Raw genomic sequence first — 16092 nt, forward strand, 5'->3', positions numbered from 1 at the left:
TGAATGGCCCTGCGGCTCACACCAGCGAGAGCAGCCCGGGGGCTGCGAACGCTGCGAGTGCGCCGCCGACCAGAGGACCGACGACCGGAACCCAGGAGTACGCCCAGTCGCTGGATCCCTTGCCCTTGATCGGCAGGATCGCGTGTGCGATTCGCGGACCGAGGTCACGGGCGGGGTTGATCGCATAACCGGTGGGGCCGCCGAGAGACGCGCCGATACCGACGACGAGCAGCGCGACCGGCAGCGCGGTCAGCGGGCCGAGTCCTCCAGAAACACCGACTTCGATGTCGCCGTAGTCGGCGAATGCGAAGATCACGAAGACGAGCACGAAGGTCGCGATGATCTCGGTGATGAGGTTATGCCCGTACGAGCGGATAGCAGGCCCGGTCGAGAACACTCCGAGCTTGTTCGCCGGGTCTTCCTCAGCATCGAAGTGCTGCCGGTACGACACCCAGCAGAGCACAGCGCCGAGGATACCGCCGAGCAGCTCGGCCGCGATTGCGATGAAGAACATCGGCACGGTGATCGTGCCGGCGATCACCATGCCGAGCGCTACAGCCGGGTTGATGAGCGCGCCTGAATATGCGGAAACGAGCACACCGGCGAAAACGGCGAGCCCCCATCCCCAGTTGATCATCAGAGTGCCGCCGGCGAAGCCTTTCGTCTTCGCAAGGATGACGTTGGCGACGACGCCGCAGCCGAGGAGGACGAGCATCGCCGTTCCGACGAGTTCTGAGACGAAATACAGTCCCAGGTTGACATCTACCATGTCTTCTTTGACCTTTCTTGCCGCGCGACGGCCTCACTGTCGTCGCGGTCCATAGTGTTTCCGTCGCGAGGCCGACGGTTCTGCGTCGCTCAGCGACGGGCAGTTGTGGGTATCGACAGCCCGTGGGCGTCGTTGAGGAGTTCTCCGGTCGCTGTGACCTCGGCATCGCGTCGCTCATCGTCCCATTCGAGCAGTGGCGCCAGCGCACCGGCGAGTTCGTTCAGCACGGTGAGGTCGACGTCTCCTGTGAAGGCGAGGCTGGTGCGGCGCAGAACCACATCGGCCAGGCGCACGACCGACTCCCTCTTCACCATCCATTCCAGTTCTCTTGTCGAGACGGTGGTTCCTCCGAGGGGAGTGTCCTCTCCGGACTGGATGAACTCCCACACCTCGGCAGCACGTGTGCCGTATCGCTTGAGCAGCTCGTCTGCACGGCTCTCTGCGCCGGACAGATGCGTCTGGATCCAGGCCTGTCGTGCGCGGACCGTCTTCGGGAACCCTCGGCCACCGCCGATCGGCAGTCCGGCCGTGGAAACGGAACGCTGACGACCGAGTATGTCGAGAACCCGTTCGGACAACGCAGCGCCCAGGGCGCGGAACGTGGTCCATTTTCCACCGACGAGGCTCACGGTGGGCACAGTGCCACTGCGGTCCACTTCGATGCGGTAGTCGCGTGATACGAATCCGGGAGCGGTGTCCTCGTGACGCGGGAGGGGACGGATTCCCGCGAAGCGGTAGACGATCTGGTTCCGATCCAGATCGAGCTGCGGGAACACGTGGTGGATGAGATCGAAGAAGTAGTCGACTTCTTCCTCGGTGCACCGGGCGGGCTCCCGCGGATCGGCTTCGATGTCAGTCGTCCCGACGAGGACACGACCCTTCAACGGATAGATCAGCACGATCCGTCCATCAGAGTGCTCGAGGAAGATCTCACGTCCCTGAGTCGCCGCCAGCAGCTCGGGGTGGTCGAGGACGATGTGCGAGCCCTTGGTCCCGCCCATATAGCGTGTGCTCTCGCCGAGTGCCTCGTTGGTCAGGTCGGTCCAGGGACCCGAAGCATTGATCACCACATCAGCCCTGACGGTGAACTCGTCGCCGCTTTCATTGTCGCGCAGCACGATCTCGTCGTCACGGCGAGCGATGGCCTCGACATAGTTGAGGGCGTAGGCGTGCTCTCTGGCCGCTCGGCCGTCCTGAAGGACATCCAGGGCGAGGCGCTCGGGATCGTGCATCGATGCGTCGTAGTAGGTGGCTGTGTACTTGATGTTCGGATCGAGGGCCGGCAGCTCGGCCAGTGACTTCTTGCGTCCGAGGAAGCGATGACGCGGAACCGAGCCGCCGTCGCGGGAGAAGGTGTCGTAGAGGGTCAGGCCGATCTTGATCAGCACAGCACCTCGCTCCTTCGGCTTGCCGCTGCGATGCGTCAAGAGGCGGAGCGGGGCGGAGAGGATACCGGAGAAGGTCGAATAGATCGGGATCGTGGTCTGCAACGGTTTGACATAGTGCGGCGCGATGCGCAGAAGTCCGTTCCGCTCCTGGACCGACTCGCGGACGAGGCGGAACTCGCCGTTCTCCAAGTAGCGGATCCCCCCGTGGATCATATGGCTGGATGCCGCCGAGGCGCCGGATGCGAAATCGCCCCGTTCGACGAGGACGACGTCAACGCCCTGCAGGGCGAGATCGCGGAACAGCGATATCCCATTGATGCCGCCGCCGATCACGAGGGCGGTGGTGCGGCCGCTCTCGCGGACTGTTGCCAACTCGGAACTGCGTCGCGACGCCCGTGTCGAATCGATCATCGTCGAACTCTCCTTAATTCGTGCGTCTCCAGGCTCACCCCGTTGAGCTGGGTGCGCAATGTGGATGCACATATGTGCAAAGATTGCTGCCGGAAGGGATGGTCATGGCCGAGCGCACCCCCGCACAGGAAGGGAAGCTGGTCGCGGCGCTCACCGCGGCAAAGCTCTACTACATGCAGGACATGACGATGGAGGCGATAGCGCACGAGCTGGGCACATCGCGCTCGTCGGTGTCGCGGCTGCTGGGGTTTGCCCGTGACACCGGGCTCGTCGACATTCGCATAAACTCCCCGTTCGAGCGAGTCGGGGCCCTCGAGCAACGTATTCGCGATCGGTTCCGCATTGCAGCCCACGTCGTGCCCATGCCGGAGCTCGTCAACGAGGTGGAGCGTCTGGAGCGCGTCGCCTTGACCGCTGGACGTCTGCTGTCGCAGTTCGTCGAGTCGAACATGGTCATCGGCGTCGCCTGGGGGTCGACGATCAGCCTGGTCAGCCGTGCACTGACGCAGAAGGACACTCACAACACGACATTCGTGCAGTTGAACGGCGCAGGGAACACGCAGACGAGCGGTGTGGAGTACTCCAGCGACATCCTGCGGCGTTTCGGCCATGCCTTCGGCGCTCAGGTGGAGCAATTCCCGGTACCGACGTTCTTCGACAACCCACGGACGCGTGAAGCCATGTGGCAGGAGCGCAGTACGCGAAGAGTCCTCTCGTTCCAGGCCAAGATGGACATCGCCGTGTTCAGCCTCGGGTCGCCAGCGGCAGAGGTGCCCAGTCGCGTCTACGTCGGTGGCTACCTCAGTCAGGAGGACTACCGCAGTCTGCGTGCGGATGGCGTAATCGGTGACGTGGCGACCATCTTCTTCCGCGAGGACGGATCATGGCGCGACATCGCGCTGAACGCGCGCGCCACCGGCCCTGGTCTTGACAGACTGCGCAGAGTACCGCGGCGACTCTGCGTCGTCGCCGGCGTCACGAAGCTCGCCACTCTTCGGGCTGCCATCGCGGCCGGGACCATCACCGACGTCGTTCTGGACGAGTCACTCGCCCGACACCTCGCCGATCACGATTGAATCGAGCGCGGACTCGTCACGGGACCGACGTCTCCGGACCAGACCGGAACTCGCGGATGAGGTGTTGCACGACTTCACGGAGGTCGCCGTCGGCTGCGCGGGCGACCTCGATCTGGCGGGCGTAACTCGCCCCACCGTCAAGAATGGTGTCGAGGCCGGCGAACTCCGCCGCGCAGCCGAGTTCCGCAGCTATGGGGGCGAGGTCGTCGATCGTGCGCGACAAGTGCTCGTGCACCGGAGCCTGGGTGCCGACAGCATCCACGATGATCCGTGCGTCGAGACCGTAGCGCGCCGCTCGCCATTTGTTCTCCCGGTGGAACCATGCGGGCAGGGACGGCAGGAGCCGTCCTTCGTCCAACATCCGCGAGAAGTGCTCGACGAGCACCTGGACGAGGGCCGCCACCGATGCGAGTTCGGTCAGCGTGGACATACCATCGCACGCGCGCACCTCGATCGTGCCCCAGCGTGGTGCCGGGCGGATGTCCCACCTGACCTCGGAGGCGTCAGCCATGACGCCCGTCCTCACCATGTCGCCCATATACGACTCGAACTCTGTCCAGGTGTGCAGTGGCCACGGCAGGCCGGCTGTCGGCAGCTGCTGGAATACGAGTGCGCGGTTGGAGGCGTAGCCGGTCTGCTCGCCCGCCCAGAACGGGCTGGATGATGCCAGCGCCTGCAGGTGTGGAAGGTACGCAGACAGGGCGCCGATGATCGGCATCACTTTGTCGCGGTCCTCGACGCCGACGTGCACGTGGATGCCCCAGATCATCATGTTCCGCCCCCACCACTGGGTGCGCTCGATGAGCTGGTGGTATCGGCTCTTGTCGGTGACCTGCTGGTCGAACCATTGCGCGAAGGGGTGGCTGCCGGCCGAGAGCAGCTCGATGCCGGCAGGATCGGTGGTGGCGCGGACGGCGGCGATCGCTGCGGCGATGTCGCTGATGGCGTGCCCGACGTCGTCGCCGATGCCGCTGGTGACCTCGATCGTGTTGGTGAGGAGTTCGCCGGTCACGGTATAACGTTCCGGCTCGCTCTCGTCCTCCAGCGCGGCGAGCAATTCCGGCGCACGCCCGACGAGGTCACCGGTGTCGGGATCTGCGAGCATGATCTCCCACTCGAGACCGACGCTCGAACGCGGAGACTCCGCGAACTCCTGCTTCACGAGCACATTCTGACATGCACAGCGGGCGTGCGCCGACATGCGGGTCGCAGCGTTTCGCGCGTGGCCGCCGGATCTGGCAGAATAGAGGGTCGGACGACGTTCTCGACCCTCTATCCAGACCGCGTCCACTCATTTGAGCTTCCGCCGGGTGTGCACCCCACTCTCCAGGCGACCAGTTCGTTCCTTCCACACAATTCAGGAGAATCGTGGCTGTAAAGATTCGTCTCAAGCGCATGGGCAAGGTCCGCGCGCCTTATTACCGCATCGTCGTTGCTGACTCGAAGACCAAGCGCGATGGTCGCGTGATCGAAGAGATCGGCAAGTACCACCCGACCGAGCAGCCCTCGTTCATCGAGGTCGATTCCGAGCGCGCGCTGTACTGGCTCTCCGTCGGCGCACAGCCGAGCGAGCAGGTCGCCGCGATCCTCAAGCTCACGGGTGACTGGGGCAAGTTCAAGGGCGACAAGGACGCGAAGTCCACCGTTCAGGTCGCAGAGCCCAAGGCTCCGTTCGAGGTCGACTCCGCGAAGAAGTCCGTTGTGAAGCCCAAGGTCGAGAAGAAGCAGGACGAGGCTCCCGCTGCGGAGGCTCCTGCCGCTGACGCGGAGGCCGCTGAGGCTCCCGCCGCCGACGCCGAGTAATCGCTGTGCTCGCCGCTGCGCTCGAACACATCGTCAAGGGGATCGTCGATCACCCGGACGATGTCCGCATTGCCTCATCCACGTCGTCGAGGGGCGATCTCCTCGAGGTGCGCGTGCACCCCGACGACCGTGGACGGGTGATCGGGCGCGGCGGCCGCACCGCGAAGGCACTGCGCACGCTCATCTCCGCGCTGGCGGACGGGCAGCGCGTCCGTGTCGACGTCGCGGACGACTGACGTGGTCGCCAGCGACCGCAATCAGGGCAAGAACCAATTGCGGGTCGGCCGCCTCGTCAAGGCGCACGGTCTCAAGGGCGCGCTCAAGCTGGAGTTGTACACCGACAATCCGGAGCGCCGGTTCGTTCCGGGGGCCGAGTTCACGTTGCAGGTGCCGGAGGCATCTCCGTGGCACGGCAAATCGATCGCCGTCCGCGAGTATCGGGTGATGAACGGCAACTCGGTGGTCTTCTTCGACGGCGTCGACGACCGTGAGGGTGCCGAAGGCCTGGTGCGGGCCATCCTGTGGATCGACCAGGATGCCGATGAGCCGGAGGACAACGCCTGGTACGACCATCAGCTCGTGGGCCTCGATGTCGTACGCGATGACACGGTGATCGGCAAGGTCGTCCGGGTCGATCATCTGCCCGCTCAGGACCTGCTGATCGTCAAGGCGAATGACGACGAGATCATGGTCCCGTTCGTCGAAGCGATCGTTCCCGCAGTCGACGTCGCCGCCGGCCGCGTCATCGTCACGCCCCCGCCCGGTCTCTTCGAAGAAGTCCCGGAAGCGGCCGAGGGCGCCGACACTGACGACGCCGACGCTGCCGAGTGACCGATCGCTACGATCGACGCATGAACACTTCGACTCCCTCCGGTCGCTCAGCGCACCGGATAGACGTCGTCTCGATCTTCCCGTCGTACTTCGACGGTCTCACGCTGTCCCTGCTCGGCAAGGCCCGCGACTCGGGCATCCTCGACCTGCACGTGCACGATCTGCGCGACTGGACGAGTGATCGGCACCGCACCGTCGATGACACCCCGTACGGCGGGGGAGCGGGCATGGTCATGCAGGCCGAGCCCTGGGCGCTCGCCCTTGACGAGCTGGCCGGGTCGTCGCAGCCGACCATCATCTTCCCCTCACCGGCCGGCGAGGTCTTCCGCCAGACGACGGCCCGCGACTTCGCGACGCGTGAGCACCTGATCATCGGCTGCGGTCGGTACGAGGGCATCGACGAGCGCGTGTTCGAGTACGCCGCGACGCTCGGCGAGGTGCGTCTGGTGAGTCTCGGCGATTACGTGCTCAACGGCGGCGAGGTCGCCGCGATGGCGATGATCGAGGCCGTCGGACGCCTGATTCCCGGTGTCGTCGGCAACCCGGAGAGCCTCGTGGAGGAATCGCACGAAGACGGACTGCTGGAATATCCGTCGTATACGAAACCGTCGACGTGGCGGGATCGTGCCGTCCCGGAGGTTCTGCTCAGCGGCAACCATGGCGCCATCGCGGCCTGGCGCCACGAGCAGCAGCTCGAGCGCACGCGGGTGCGCCGTCCGGATCTTCTGACTGACTGACGCCGGGCCGCGCCTTCCTCGGCGCCCCGTCATCCCCCGGTCGAGATCAGACGCGGACGTCCACATCGTCGAGGAGGTCGTCCTCGACGTCTGCGTCATGGTCGCGGCGCCGGGGCCGCTTGACCTTCGCCGGTCGTCCTTCGATCTCTTCGCGGTGCTTCTGCACCTCGGTGCGGATGATGTAGAAGATGAAGATGAAGCCCATCACCGCGAACAGGATCCACTGGATCGCGTAGGACAGGTGGGGCCCGGGATCGTCGGTGGGGGAGTCGAAGGAACCCAGAGATGTCGTCGACGCCGGGCTCTCCGCCACCATTTGCCCATATGCGCCGGTGATCACCTCACTGCCGGTCATCTCGGCGATGGACGGCAGATGAATCGTCGGCACCTGCCCTTCCGGGGCGCCGCGACCGGACGTCGGCAGCGGCTCCCCGGGGCGCAGACGAACGGTGACTTCGACGGTTCCGGACGGCGCTTCGGGCACGACGTCGGGCAGCGCACCCTCACCGGGCGGCACCCACCCCCGATCGACGACGAAGACGCGGCCGTCGGTATCGCGGAAGGGCACGAGCACCTCGAACGCGCTGGTTCCGCCGTGTGGACGGTTGCGGACGAGGAGCTGCTCGTCCACGAGATACTCACCCTCGAGGGTGACGGGATGCCATTCGTCACCGGCATCCAGAGCCCCATCGGCGCCGATGAGATCGCCGAGCGGAACGGGGGCGGCGTCGTAGTTCTTCTCGACGAGCGCGATGTCAGCCTCGCGCCCTTCGTTGCGGTCGAACTGCCAGTTCGAGAGGAAGACGCAGGCCACGGCGAAGGCAATCGCGATGAGGAGATAGAGCCCCCATCGCACGAAACGATTGCTCATGCCGGGAGCCCCTCGCGTACCGTGACGGGGAACTCGCGAGCGGCGAGATAGTCGCGCAGGAATCCGACGTGCTCATCGCACGCGAGCCAGATCTTCTCGCGATCGGCGGTGTGGATGCGCGGATTGCGCCAGACGACATGGTGCGTCGCCTCGTGGCGGCAACCGGCGCGCGAGCATTCCTGCGTCACTTCTCGTCGCCTTCACGACGGGCAGGTTCAATCGGGTGCTCGGTGATGGTGATGATCGTCGGATCGGCAGTGGCGGTCGGTGCCGCGGTCGTCGGCGGGCCCAGCTCCTGAACCGGCGACTCCGCGGGAGCCGTGGTGGTCGGGCTGACGGCGTTGGCGAAGACGACGGCGATGTACGGCAGGATCGCTGCGGCCGCTGCGAACACCCAGGTGTACCAGCCATATGGGGTCACCAGGACTGTGAGTGCGAAACAGGCCATCCGGATCCCCATCGTGATCCAGTAGCGGCGCACACGACTGGTCGCCTCGTCCTGCGGTGCTTGCGGGAGCGAGGTCACAGGTGCGGCATGCGACTCTTTCACGATCCTTCAAGCCTACGCCGCGCAGGCGATCCCGGATGCCTTTCCGGTGCCGGATGCGGGGTCAGCTGCTGATGCCGTACAGCAGGAACGGAAGGGAGCCGAGGAACAGGAACGAGAAGATCGCGACGACCACCAGCAGCGCGATGATCGCGACGCCGACATACCCCGTGATCAGGCCCGCGATCGCCATGCCGCGTCCGGCGAGAGCCGGATTGTTGCGCGTCTGCTTCAGCGCCATGTGCCCGGTGATCACGGCCGCTATGGACGCGAGCAGCGCCACGAAGGTCCAGCTGAACAGGATGCCGCCGATTCCGGTGATCAGCGAGGTGACGGCGAGTCCGCTGGTGGGACGCGCCGGCGGGTAGGGCTGCATGGGATAGACCTGGCCCTGATACGCCTGGCCCTGGTAGGACGGCGCCGGGTACTGCTGGGTGGGGCTCTGCTGTCCGGGATACTGCTGTCCGGGGTACTGCTGTACCGGATACGGCTGCGCAGCCGGGGGAGCCGGCTGCGTCTGCGGTGCGTACGGCGGCTCCTGCGGGGCACCGGCACGTGCCGGCGATACCGCGGGAAAGTCCGGGTGCTCGCCCGGGGCTGTGCTGTTGTCGCTCATCGCGATCCCTCCATAAGACTCCGTGACCACCTCCATCATGTCGCGGATCGGTACGGTCGGCATACACAGCCGCACGGATAGGATGACTCGAGTCCCATCGACCAGCCCTCGGGAGTGCACATGAGATCAGAACGCGTCGTCCTCGTCACCGGCGGCAACCGCGGCATCGGGCGGGCGATCGCCGAGCGCTTCGTGCGCGAAGGATTCCGCGTCGCCGTGACCGCCCGCAGCGGGGAAGGCCCGGAAGGGACTCTCACTGTGCGCGCTGACGTGACTGATGGTGCAGCAGTCGATGCCGCCTTCGCCGAGGTCGAGTCGAAGCTCGGACCGGTGGAGATCGTCGTCGCGAACGCCGGGATCACCAAAGACACCCTCCTCATGCGCATGAGCGAGGACGATTTCGACAGCGTCGTGGCGACCAATCTCGGTGGCACGTTCCGCGTCGTCAAACGCGCATCGAAAGCGATGCTGCGTGCACGTTTCGGCCGCGTCATCCTGATCTCCAGCGTCGTCGGACTGTATGGCTCGGCCGGCCAGGTCAACTACTCCGCGTCCAAGAGCGCGCTCGTCGGCTTCGCACGCTCGCTGACCCGCGAGCTCGGTGCGCGCGGCATCACGGCCAACGTCGTCGCCCCGGGGTTCATTGAGACCGACATGACCGCCGAACTGCCCGAAGAGACCCAGAAGCAGTACAAGGCCAGCATCCCCGCCGCGCGGTTCGCGACGCCCGACGAGGTCGCCGGCGTGGTCGCCTGGCTCGCCGGCGACGACGCCGGTTACATCTCCGGCGCTGTCATTCCCGTCGACGGCGGGCTGGGGATGGGGCACTGAGCCCCGCGGTCACCGACCGGCGGCTGTGCTGATCAACTGCGCGAGCCGCTCCGGCTGCGAGAACTGCGGCCAATGCCCGGAACCGATCTTCGTGACCGTGACGTCCGCGATCGCACGGAACTCCTCGCCGTAGGGCCCCCATTGGTCGACCTCGGCCTCGACCTCGGACTGCCCCATAGCCCCCATCAGGAGCGTGGTGGGCACCCGGTGCCGGTCGCTGCTCAGTTGTACGGGGTCGGTAGGTACGCGCGCGGGGACCGAGCGGGTCAGCGACAACGCCCGTGCACGCATCGTTTCGTCGAGGTCGTACACGTCTTCGGCGGGGAAGAAGTCCCAACCGGGGAACGGGATCACACCATCGACGACCTCGAACGAGGAGATGCCGGAGTTCGGAGGCGGCGGCACGGTGTCGACGAAGATCACCCTTGCGACCCGGTCGGGTCTCACATCGGCAGCCCCCCACGCTACGTTGCCGCCGCCGCTGTGCCCGACGAGGACCACCGGCTCCGCGGTCGCGTCGATCTGCGCGACCACGGCGTCGACCCAGTCGGACACGTCGATCGAGGACGAGGTCTCAGCGGGTTCGCCCACACCGGGCATAGTGAGCGGCACGGGCCTGTGACCGGCGGCTTCGAGTGAGGGGACGACGTCGTCCCACAGTGCTGCGTCAAACCAGAGTCCTGGGATGAGGATGATTTCCATGGCGCTGACGTTACGCGGGACCACCGACATCGGCACGGGAATCCGCCGGCCCTCAGGGGAGGAGAGGAATGATCTCGCGCAGATCCACTGCCCCGACGACGATATCCGCCGACGCGCGCACGGCGGGTTTGGCGTTGAAGGCGAGTCCGAGCCCGGCCGCCGCCATCATCTGCAGATCGTTCGCGCCGTCGCCGATGGCGACCGTCGCATGCGCGGGAATGCTCAGGCCGGTCGCCCACTCCCGCAGTGCCGCGGCTTTCGTCGCGGCATCCACGATCTCGCCGTCGACGACGCCCGTGAGCACGTCGTCCGAGACGACCAGCCGATTGGCTCGCCACCGGTCGACACCGAGCTCAGGGGCGACGTGGTCGAGGATCTCGTGGAATCCGCCGGACACAACCCCGACGACACCGCCGCGCTCATGCACGGCCGCAGTGAGCTCGCGCACACCGGGCGTCGGTCGCACGCGTGCACGCACCCGCTCGAACGCGCTCGTCTGCACGCCGGCGAGCGCACGAACCCGAGAACGGAGGCTGCTCGCGAAGTCGACCTCGCCGCGCATCGCGGCCTCGGTCGCAGCCTGTACCTCGGCGCGCCGACCCGCCTCGTCGGCGAGGAGTTCGATCACCTCATCGCGGATCAGGGTGGAATCGGCATCGAGGACGACGAGGAAGCGCGCAACGGTCACGCGAACGAGCGTAGCGCGCCCGTCACCGCTCGATCCGCACGCCCTTTCCGACAACGGTGATGCCCGATTCGGTCACGGTGAAGCCGCGCTCCACATCGCGCTGCCGATCGACGCCGATCGTCGCGCCGTCGGCGAGCACGACGTTCTTGTCGAGCACGGCGCGGTGCACGCGGGCACCCTGGCCGACGACCACGCCGTCGAACAGGACCGAGTCGGTGATCGTCGACCCGCCGGCAGCGAGCGTTCCCGGACCGATGACGCTCCGCTCCAAGTGCGTGCCGGACAGCACCGAACCCGGCGAGACGATCGAGTCGATCGTGTTGCCGATGCGTCCGACCGCATCGCGCACGAACTTCGCCGGTGGTGCGTTCACACTCTGGGTGCGGATGGGCCACAGGGTGTTGTAGAGGTTGAAGATCGGCAGCGTCGAGATGAGATCCATGTGCGCATCGAAGAAGGAATCGATGGTTCCCACGTCGCGCCAGTAGGCCCGATCGCGCGGCGAAGAGCCGGGCACATCGTTCTGTTTCATGTCGTAGAACCCGGCTTCACCCCGGTCGACGAAGTACGGGACGATGTCGCCGCCCATGTCGTGGCTCGATGAGGCGACTTCGCCATCGGCTTCGACCGCGGCGATCAGAGCTTCGGCGTCGAAGATGTAGTTGCCCATCGACGCGAGAACCTCGTGCGGCGAGTCGGCGAGGCCCTCAGCATCCGCCGGCTTCTCGAGGAACGCTCGAATGCGGCCCGAGCCGTCGGGTGCGGCATCGATCACGCCGAACTGGTCCGCGAGGGCGAGCGGCTGGCGGATGCCGGCGACGGTCGCCTTCGCCCCGGAATCGATGTGCGACTCGAGCATCTGACGGAAATCCATGCGATACACGTGATCGGCGCCGATCACGATGACGATGTCGGGCTTCTCATCATTGATGAGGTTCAGGCTCTGCAGGATGGCATCGGCCGATCCCGAGAACCAGCGCTTGCCGAGTCGCTGCTGCGCCGGCACCGAGGTGATGTAGGAGTCGAGCAGCGAGGACATCCGCCAGGTCTGGGTGATGTGCCGGTCGAGGCTGTGCGACTTGTACTGCGTGAGCACCACGATCTGCCGCAGGCTCGAGTTGATGAGGTTCGAGATGGCGAAATCGATCAGGCGGTACTGCCCGCCGAACGGCACCGCAGGTTTGGCCCGGTCTGCCGTCAGAGGCATGAGACGCTTGCCCTCGCCGCCAGCGAGGATGATGCCGAAGACCTTCGGAGGGACCGCCATGGCTCCACCATAGAACCCGAATGCGTCGCTGTACTAGCGTTCAAGCATGCGCGTCGACATGATCACCAAGGAGTACCCCCCGGAGATCTACGGAGGAGCCGGCGTCCACGTCGCCGAACTCGCCTGCGCCCTGCGGAATTCCATCGAGGTGCGGGTGCGCGCGTTCGGCGCAGAACGCGCCGAGACGGGCACGAAGTCGTACCGCACACCGGTTGAACTGGCTACCGCGAACGCCGCGCTGCAGACGCTCGGCACCGACCTGGTGATGGTCGGAGACGTCGCGGGAGCCGACGTCGTGCACAGCCACACCTGGTATGCGAACTTCGCCGGCCATCTGGCCTCGCAACTGCACGGAATCCCGCACGTGCTCACCGCGCACAGTCTCGAACCACTGCGCCCATGGAAAGCCGAACAGCTCGGCGGCGGCTATGCCGTTTCGAGCGGGATCGAGAAGCTCGCCTACGAGAACGCGGCGGCGATCATCGCGGTGTCCGCCGGCATGCGCGCCGATATCCTCCGCAGCTACCCGCAGGTGGAACCCGACCGCGTGCGCGTGATCCACAACGGCATCGACGTCGAACGATGGCGCCCCGTCTCGGATGACGCGTTCCTCACCGGCATCGGCCTGGATGCGTCGCGTCCGTCCGTCGTGTTCGTCGGGCGCATCACCCGCCAGAAGGGGCTGCCGTACCTGCTGCGCGCCGCCGAGCTCCTGCCTCCTGACGTGCAGCTGGTGCTCTGCGCGGGTGCGCCGGACACGCCCGAGATCATGGCCGAGGTGCAGGAGGGTGTTCGCCGGCTCCAGCGCACCCGCGACGGCGTGATCTGGATCGAACGGATGCTGCCGCGCGACGAGCTCAGCGCGATCCTGGCCGCGGCGACGACGTTCGTGTGCCCGTCGGTGTACGAACCCCTCGGCATCGTGAACCTCGAGGCGATGGCATGCGGTGCTGCCGTCGTCGGCACCGCGACGGGCGGCATCCCCGAGGTCGTGGCCGATGGCGTGACCGGCCGCCTGGTGCCCATCGACCAGACCGATGACGGCACGGGCACGCCGATCGATCCGGACCGATTCGTCGCCGATCTCGCCCGCGTGCTCACCGAGGTGGTCTCCGATCCGGGGCGAGCGGCCGCATACGGCGATGCCGGAAGGCAGCGCGCTGCGGAGGAGTTCAGTTGGGGTGCGATCGCCGACACCACGCGCGCGCTCTACGCGGAGCTGATGGACTGAGCCGATAGGCTGGAGGCATGCCGAGCGCTCTAGATTTCACCGATGTCGTCGTGCGCCGTGACGGGCGCAACATCGTCGATCATGTGACCTGGCAGGTCGCAGACGACCAGCGATGGGTGGTGCTCGGCCCGAACGGCGCCGGCAAGACCACACTGTTGCAGTTGGCCGACACGCTCATGCACCCGACGGCGGGAACCGTGACGATCCTCGGCGAGACCCTGGGTCGCACCGACGTCTTCGAGATCCGTCCGCGCATCGGCTTCGCGTCTTCGGCGATGGCCCAGCGCATCCCGCGCGAGGAGACCGTGCTCAACGTCGTCCTCACCGCGGCGTACGCGGTCACCGGGCGGTGGAACGAGCAGTACGAGAACATCGATGAGCGCCGTGCGCTGCGCGTGCTGGGGGAGTGGAAGCTCGACCATCTCGCCGACCGCACCTTCGGCACCCTGAGCGACGGCGAACAGAAGCGCGTGCAGATCGCGCGTGCCGTGATGACCGATCCTGAGGTGCTGCTGCTCGACGAGCCGACGGCGTCCCTCGACCTCGGCTCCCGCGAAGAGCTTCTCGGCCTCCTCAGCGGCTACGCCTCATCGCCGACCACACCGGCGATGGTCATGGTCACCCACCACGTGGAAGAGATTCCGGTCGGATTCACACACGTGCTGCTGATCCGTGATGGCGGCGTGGTGGCGGCCGGCCCGATGGAAGAGACCCTGACGGCGGATTCGCTCACCGAGGCATTCGGCATGCCGATCACCATGTCGGCTGACGACGGTCGCTACGCTGCCCGCGCAGCGTCCTGAGCCGGGGATCTGCTAGAATCGATCCTTGGTGCTCCGGCGCCCGAAGACTTTTCATCCTGTACGTACCCGCAAGCCAAGGAATCAGCTATGAAGACTGACATTCACCCCGTTTACAAGGACGTCGTGTTCCGCGACCTCGGCTCGGGCGAGACCTTCCTGACCCGCTCCACCGTCTCCAGCGACAAGACCGTCGAACTGGACGGCGTGGAGTACCCGGTCATCGACGTCGAGATCTCCTCGGCCTCGCACCCGTTCTACACGGGCAAGCAGCGCATCATGGACTCGGCCGGTCGCGTCGAGAAGTTCAACCAGCGCTTCAAGGGCTTCGGCGGCAGCAAGTAAGCTTCCGTTTCGACAGAAGGCCCCGCTTCGGCGGGGCCTTCTTCGTGTTCGGGCATCTTCGTATCAGGCCGGTCGCGTCGTAGAGAGATCAGTCGAGCTGGATCGTGATTCTGCCGTCGTCGTCCATGCGTCCGGGCCCCGTGCCGGGTGTCGGCGCCGGGATCGACGCACGCTGCTGACGGTCACGGTCCTGGGTCGCTTCGTGTGCTGTCGGCGACCACACCGCGTCGAACCCGCCGGAGATTCCGCCCATCGAATCGCGGTACTTCTGCTCCACGGGCTGACTGGTCAGTGAGTGACGCACGCCGGCCACGAGCAGGATCGGGATCATCGCGAACACGATCCCGATCGCGGCCCAGCCGACGATGTCGTTCATGTGTTCAGACTACGGCGGAGAAAGCCGAATGGGCATCCATCCTCAGACGGAGTTCGGAGCGGCATCCCGTACGGGCCATGTGCCGTCGAGGGCGTCTTCCGGCTCAATGCGCCCGATCCGGACGAAGTACTCGGTCAGACTCTCGGCCTGAGTGCGTGCCCAACCGACCTGCTGGGTGTGCAGTTCGTGCGCAGAGCCCGCAAGCGGGAAGCTCCGTGCGATCGCCTGTGCAACCCGCCCGGCCGCGATCGCATCAGCGGAAGCCTCGTGCGCGCCGTCGAGCGCGACACCGTAATGCTGCGCGACGACCTCCAGGGTGCGCTTGCCCTTTCTGTAGCGGTCGACGGCCTTGTCGATCACCAGGGGATCGATGATGGGCCCGGGGTCTTCGAGCACCGGGATGCCGTGGCGAATGCACTCGTGGGTGAGCAGCGAGAAATCGTACGAGGCGTTGTATGCCACCACCGGCATGCCCTGCCTGAACAGAGCGCGCAGCGATGCGGTAATCTCGCCGACGACCTCGGCGGGGTTCCGGCCGTTGGCGCGTGCCTGCGCCGTGGTGATTCCGTGCACGGCCGCGGCGCCGTCGGGGATGGGCACGCCTGGATCTGCCAGCCACGACCGTGCGGCGATCTCGCGTCCCTTCGCGTCGAGCACGCCGACGTGGGCCGTGACGATGCGGTCGGCCGTGACGTCGACGCCGGTCGTCTCCAGGTCGAAGACGCCGACGCGCCCGAGCCAGGACGGTAGTTCACGAGCGAGTGCCATCAGATTCTCCTCTGTCCTGACCCACGCTAGGGACG

21 protein-coding genes are annotated in these 16092 nt (G+C 66.2%); 9 read left to right on the forward strand and 12 right to left on the reverse strand.

What is annotated here, in order from left to right:
• Positions 1 to 16: 16 nt before the first annotated feature.
• Positions 17 to 769: an MIP/aquaporin family protein gene (locus tag ACTICP_RS10375; protein ID WP_441892085.1), complete on the reverse strand. Its 753-nt coding sequence runs from the start codon at positions 767 to 769 to the stop codon at positions 17 to 19.
• 89 nt (positions 770 to 858) lie between these two features.
• Positions 859 to 2568, reverse strand: a complete 1710-nt coding sequence (locus ACTICP_RS10380; RefSeq protein ID WP_441892087.1) for an FAD-dependent oxidoreductase — start codon at positions 2566 to 2568, stop codon at positions 859 to 861.
• A gap of 104 nt (positions 2569 to 2672) precedes the next feature.
• Here ACTICP_RS10380 and ACTICP_RS10385 point away from each other — a divergent pair, with 104 nt between their 5' ends.
• Positions 2673 to 3644, forward strand: a complete 972-nt coding sequence (locus ACTICP_RS10385; protein ID WP_441892089.1) for a sugar-binding transcriptional regulator — start codon at positions 2673 to 2675, stop codon at positions 3642 to 3644.
• Between the two features lie 16 nt (positions 3645 to 3660).
• Here ACTICP_RS10385 and ACTICP_RS10390 read toward each other — a convergent pair whose 3' ends face one another.
• Positions 3661 to 4845 (reverse strand): glutamate--cysteine ligase, encoded by a 1185-nt coding sequence (locus ACTICP_RS10390; RefSeq protein ID WP_441892091.1) that lies wholly within the window; start codon positions 4843 to 4845, stop codon positions 3661 to 3663.
• 167 nt (positions 4846 to 5012) lie between these two features.
• On the opposite strand from ACTICP_RS10390, the gene rpsP reads away from it, so the two are divergent.
• Genes rpsP through trmD form a run of 4 tightly spaced genes read left to right on the forward strand, consistent with a single transcriptional unit; the run spans position 5013 to position 7015 of the window.
• Positions 5013 to 5447, forward strand: a complete 435-nt coding sequence (gene rpsP / locus ACTICP_RS10395; RefSeq protein WP_441892093.1) for a 30S ribosomal protein S16 — start codon at positions 5013 to 5015, stop codon at positions 5445 to 5447.
• Positions 5448 to 5452: 5 nt separating this feature from the next.
• Positions 5453 to 5683, forward strand: coding sequence for an RNA-binding protein (locus tag ACTICP_RS10400; protein ID WP_441892095.1), 231 nt, complete (start codon positions 5453 to 5455; stop codon positions 5681 to 5683).
• A complete protein-coding gene (rimM, locus tag ACTICP_RS10405; protein ID WP_441892097.1) occupies positions 5661 to 6278 on the forward strand; it encodes a ribosome maturation factor RimM in 618 nt (205 codons plus the stop codon). Before ACTICP_RS10400 ends, rimM begins: the two co-directional genes overlap by 23 nt.
• A gap of 20 nt (positions 6279 to 6298) precedes the next feature.
• Entirely contained in the window at positions 6299 to 7015 is a 717-nt protein-coding gene (gene trmD, locus ACTICP_RS10410; protein ID WP_441892099.1) for a tRNA (guanosine(37)-N1)-methyltransferase TrmD, read from the forward strand.
• Positions 7016 to 7061: 46 nt separating this feature from the next.
• On the opposite strand, the gene ACTICP_RS10415 is transcribed toward trmD, so the two are convergent.
• The 4 genes from ACTICP_RS10415 to ACTICP_RS10430 all read right to left on the reverse strand — a co-directional run bounded on the left by ACTICP_RS10415 (position 7062) and on the right by ACTICP_RS10430 (position 9049).
• The gene (locus tag ACTICP_RS10415) at positions 7062 to 7886 is read right to left on the reverse strand and encodes an SURF1 family cytochrome oxidase biogenesis protein (RefSeq protein WP_441892101.1); all 825 of its coding nucleotides are present in this window, start codon (positions 7884 to 7886) and stop codon (positions 7062 to 7064) included.
• Positions 7883 to 8074, reverse strand: a complete 192-nt coding sequence (locus ACTICP_RS10420) for a hypothetical protein (RefSeq protein ID WP_441892103.1) — start codon at positions 8072 to 8074, stop codon at positions 7883 to 7885. The genes ACTICP_RS10415 and ACTICP_RS10420 overlap by 4 nt, the downstream gene beginning before the upstream one ends.
• Positions 8071 to 8436: a DUF3099 domain-containing protein gene (locus ACTICP_RS10425; protein ID WP_441892105.1), complete on the reverse strand. Its 366-nt coding sequence runs from the start codon at positions 8434 to 8436 to the stop codon at positions 8071 to 8073. Before ACTICP_RS10425 ends, ACTICP_RS10420 begins: the two co-directional genes overlap by 4 nt.
• Positions 8437 to 8497: 61 nt before the next feature.
• A complete protein-coding gene (locus tag ACTICP_RS10430) occupies positions 8498 to 9049 on the reverse strand; it encodes a DUF4190 domain-containing protein (protein WP_441892107.1) in 552 nt (183 codons plus the stop codon).
• 120 nt (positions 9050 to 9169) lie between these two features.
• Here ACTICP_RS10430 and ACTICP_RS10435 point away from each other — a divergent pair, with 120 nt between their 5' ends.
• On the forward strand, positions 9170 to 9880 hold the full coding sequence (locus tag ACTICP_RS10435) for a beta-ketoacyl-ACP reductase (protein ID WP_441892109.1): 711 nt from the start codon (positions 9170 to 9172) through the stop codon (positions 9878 to 9880).
• 9 nt (positions 9881 to 9889) lie between these two features.
• On the opposite strand, the gene ACTICP_RS10440 is transcribed toward ACTICP_RS10435, so the two are convergent.
• The 3 genes from ACTICP_RS10440 to ACTICP_RS10450 are packed head-to-tail and all read right to left on the reverse strand — an operon-like array spanning position 9890 to position 12537.
• Positions 9890 to 10582, reverse strand: coding sequence for an alpha/beta fold hydrolase (locus tag ACTICP_RS10440; protein WP_441892111.1), 693 nt, complete (start codon positions 10580 to 10582; stop codon positions 9890 to 9892).
• A 52-nt stretch (positions 10583 to 10634) separates the two neighbouring features.
• Entirely contained in the window at positions 10635 to 11270 is a 636-nt protein-coding gene (gene serB / locus ACTICP_RS10445) for a phosphoserine phosphatase SerB (protein ID WP_441892113.1), read from the reverse strand.
• Between the two features lie 22 nt (positions 11271 to 11292).
• Complete coding sequence (locus ACTICP_RS10450; protein WP_441892115.1) at positions 11293 to 12537, reverse strand: glucose-1-phosphate adenylyltransferase; 1245 nt, start codon at positions 12535 to 12537, stop codon at positions 11293 to 11295.
• Between the two features lie 46 nt (positions 12538 to 12583).
• Here ACTICP_RS10450 and glgA point away from each other — a divergent pair, with 46 nt between their 5' ends.
• The 3 genes from glgA to ACTICP_RS10465 all read left to right on the forward strand — a co-directional run bounded on the left by glgA (position 12584) and on the right by ACTICP_RS10465 (position 14913).
• Positions 12584 to 13768: a glycogen synthase gene (gene glgA, locus ACTICP_RS10455; RefSeq protein ID WP_441892117.1), complete on the forward strand. Its 1185-nt coding sequence runs from the start codon at positions 12584 to 12586 to the stop codon at positions 13766 to 13768.
• A 17-nt stretch (positions 13769 to 13785) separates the two neighbouring features.
• A complete protein-coding gene (locus tag ACTICP_RS10460; protein WP_441892119.1) occupies positions 13786 to 14571 on the forward strand; it encodes an ABC transporter ATP-binding protein in 786 nt (261 codons plus the stop codon).
• A gap of 87 nt (positions 14572 to 14658) precedes the next feature.
• Positions 14659 to 14913 (forward strand): type B 50S ribosomal protein L31, encoded by a 255-nt coding sequence (locus ACTICP_RS10465; RefSeq protein ID WP_441892121.1) that lies wholly within the window; start codon positions 14659 to 14661, stop codon positions 14911 to 14913.
• A gap of 88 nt (positions 14914 to 15001) precedes the next feature.
• On the opposite strand, the gene ACTICP_RS10470 is transcribed toward ACTICP_RS10465, so the two are convergent.
• Both ACTICP_RS10470 and ACTICP_RS10475 read right to left on the reverse strand, forming a co-directional pair.
• Positions 15002 to 15289, reverse strand: coding sequence for a hypothetical protein (locus ACTICP_RS10470; protein WP_441892123.1), 288 nt, complete (start codon positions 15287 to 15289; stop codon positions 15002 to 15004).
• Positions 15290 to 15331: 42 nt separating this feature from the next.
• On the reverse strand, positions 15332 to 16057 hold the full coding sequence (locus ACTICP_RS10475) for a 3'-5' exonuclease (RefSeq protein WP_441892125.1): 726 nt from the start codon (positions 16055 to 16057) through the stop codon (positions 15332 to 15334).
• Between the last annotated feature and the right edge of the window lie 35 nt (positions 16058 to 16092).

It is taken from the genome of Microbacterium sp., assembly GCF_052102115.1.
Lineage (GTDB): Bacteria > Actinomycetota > Actinomycetes > Actinomycetales > Microbacteriaceae > Microbacterium.

What these genes read in the sequence shown, in the direction of transcription:
- ACTICP_RS10375 (WP_441892085.1), bottom strand. Translation starts at nt 769, where the DNA reads ATGGTAGATGTCAACCTGGGACTGTATTTCGTCTCAGAACTCGTCGGA.
- ACTICP_RS10380 (WP_441892087.1), bottom strand. Translation starts at nt 2,568, where the DNA reads ATGATCGATTCGACACGGGCGTCGCGACGCAGTTCCGAGTTGGCAACA.
- ACTICP_RS10385 (WP_441892089.1), top strand. Translation starts at nt 2,673, where the DNA reads ATGGCCGAGCGCACCCCCGCACAGGAAGGGAAGCTGGTCGCGGCGCTC.
- ACTICP_RS10390 (WP_441892091.1), bottom strand. Translation starts at nt 4,845, where the DNA reads ATGTCGGCGCACGCCCGCTGTGCATGTCAGAATGTGCTCGTGAAGCAG.
- trmD (WP_441892099.1), top strand. Translation starts at nt 6,299, where the DNA reads ATGAACACTTCGACTCCCTCCGGTCGCTCAGCGCACCGGATAGACGTC.
- ACTICP_RS10415 (WP_441892101.1), bottom strand. Translation starts at nt 7,886, where the DNA reads ATGAGCAATCGTTTCGTGCGATGGGGGCTCTATCTCCTCATCGCGATT.
- ACTICP_RS10430 (WP_441892107.1), bottom strand. Translation starts at nt 9,049, where the DNA reads ATGAGCGACAACAGCACAGCCCCGGGCGAGCACCCGGACTTTCCCGCG.
- ACTICP_RS10435 (WP_441892109.1), top strand. Translation starts at nt 9,170, where the DNA reads ATGAGATCAGAACGCGTCGTCCTCGTCACCGGCGGCAACCGCGGCATC.
- ACTICP_RS10440 (WP_441892111.1), bottom strand. Translation starts at nt 10,582, where the DNA reads ATGGAAATCATCCTCATCCCAGGACTCTGGTTTGACGCAGCACTGTGG.
- ACTICP_RS10450 (WP_441892115.1), bottom strand. Translation starts at nt 12,537, where the DNA reads ATGGCGGTCCCTCCGAAGGTCTTCGGCATCATCCTCGCTGGCGGCGAG.
- glgA (WP_441892117.1), top strand. Translation starts at nt 12,584, where the DNA reads ATGCGCGTCGACATGATCACCAAGGAGTACCCCCCGGAGATCTACGGA.
- ACTICP_RS10460 (WP_441892119.1), top strand. Translation starts at nt 13,786, where the DNA reads ATGCCGAGCGCTCTAGATTTCACCGATGTCGTCGTGCGCCGTGACGGG.
- ACTICP_RS10465 (WP_441892121.1), top strand. Translation starts at nt 14,659, where the DNA reads ATGAAGACTGACATTCACCCCGTTTACAAGGACGTCGTGTTCCGCGAC.
- ACTICP_RS10470 (WP_441892123.1), bottom strand. Translation starts at nt 15,289, where the DNA reads ATGAACGACATCGTCGGCTGGGCCGCGATCGGGATCGTGTTCGCGATG.
- ACTICP_RS10475 (WP_441892125.1), bottom strand. Translation starts at nt 16,057, where the DNA reads ATGGCACTCGCTCGTGAACTACCGTCCTGGCTCGGGCGCGTCGGCGTC.